We start from the raw sequence: 1,847 nt of genomic DNA on the forward strand, positions 1-1,847 counted from the left end.
CATCGGGCCGCAATGCGGCCTGTTCGGCCACCAGCTGATGCACCAGCCGGCCGTCGCAGCCACTGGCGTCGCCGCGGCCCCAGCGCTGCAGCTGCGCCAGCTCCACGGGGCTGAGCAATGCCAGCGTGTGCAGCGGCTGGTCGGGCTGGGTGGCCAGTGCCTGCACCAGTTGCTGCACGGCGCGCTGCATGTCGTCGCAGATGCGCTGTGCGGACACCCGCCGGTCGATCTGCGCGATCAGCTCGAAGCCCTCGCCCTGGTCGTTCACTGACAGGCCGAACGGGTAGTTGGACGACTCGTGGAAGGCCAGGGTTTCGATGCCTTGCCAGGTGCGGGCTTCCTGCGCGGCGTCCGCCTGTGCGGGCGTGACGTGGCGGTAGTTCAGCAACGTGGCGCACAGCGGTGTGCCAGCAGGCACGCCACTGCAGCGCTGGGCCAGTGACAGGCTGGCGTGCTCGTGGTGCAGCAGCTCAGTGAGCGCCGCATGCGTTTGCCGCAATGCAGCGGCCACACCCAGGCCGCGCAGCTTCACCCGCAGCGGCAGCGTGTTGATGAACAGGCCCAGCGCGCGCTCGGCGCCCTCGCCACCCTGCATGCGGCCAAACAGCACGGTGCCGAAGACCACGTCTTCGCGCGCCGTCGTCTTGCCCAGCACCAGCGCCCAGGCCAGGTGGAACAGCGTGGCCGCGCCAATGCCGGCCTGCCGGCACTGCAGGCGCAGCGCCTGGGCCAGTGCGGGCGACAGCATCTGGCGCGCCTCCGCCAGCGAAGCGCCATCGCCCTGCACGTCCAGCAGATCGAAAGGCGCGGTGGACTCGGTCACCTCCGCCAGCATGGCCTTGAAGAAGCGCGTCTGCTCGGCCGGATCCGCCGCCTCGCGGGCCTGGGCCACGAAGCGGCGGAACGGCACCGGGGCCGGCAGTTGCGAAGCGCGGCCCTGCAGGATCTGCGCGATCTCCTCGACCAACAGCTCCTCGGACGCATGGTCCAGCGCCAGGTGGTGGCTGGGCAGCTGCAGCAGCCAGCGCTGGTTGGCGGCATCGCGCGCGGCGAGCAGCCGCATCATCGGCGCGCGCCACACGTCGATGCGGAAGTCCCGCGCCTGCACCAGCGCGGTCAGTTGCGCGGCCACGTCGTCCCCAGCGTAGGACGTGCCTTCCAGCGGCCATTCGATGGCCAGCGCGGCCTGGCGTGCCACGACCTGCACCGGCTCCGGCAGCCCGTCCCACAACACTGCAGTGCGCAGGATGTCGTGCCGCGCCACGACCTGGTTCAGCGCCTCAACGAAAGCTTGCAGGCGCTCGCGGCTGTCGAAGCCCAGCAGGAAGGCATTGACGTAGACGTCGCCCTCGGCCTGCATCATGTGGTGGAACAGGATGCCTTCCTGCAGCGGCGCGAGCGGGTAGACGTCCTGGATGTTGGCGGCGCCGCCAGGCACCTGGGATTCGATCAGTCGCAGATGGTTGTCTTGCAACGCGACCAGCGGCAGCATCGCCGGCGTGATCGAGTCGCAGCCCGGCGGAATGCCGACCACTTGCGCGACGGGCGCGGCGGGCTCGTCCACCGACACCGGCTCGACAAGCCTGGCGAAGTCCGCCAGGCGCGGGTGCTGGAACAGCTCGCGCACCTGCACCTTCCAGCCCTGTCGGCGCATGCGCTCCAGCAGTTGGATGGCCAGCAGCGAGTGGCCGCCCAGCGCGAAGAAATTGTCCGCACGGCCCACCTGCGGCAGGCCCAGCACCTCGGCCCACAACAGGGCCAGCGCCTGTTCCACCTCGCCCTGCGGCGGCTCGAAGGTCTGCTGCGCGGTGGCCAGCTCGGGCTCGGGCAAGGCCTTGCGGTCGACC

At 70.5% G+C, this 1,847-nt stretch carries 1 protein-coding gene; it reads right to left on the minus strand.

Features of this window, described 5'->3' with window-relative positions; genetic code table 11:
• Window positions 1-1,847 (minus strand): condensation domain-containing protein (locus FKP22_RS29115; protein ID WP_233447002.1); only part of this gene is annotated, 1,847 nt, incomplete at both ends.

The sequence above is a fragment of the Ideonella azotifigens genome (genome assembly GCF_006519715.1).
GTDB classification, from domain to species: Bacteria; Pseudomonadota; Gammaproteobacteria; order Burkholderiales; family Burkholderiaceae_C; genus Ideonella; species Ideonella azotifigens.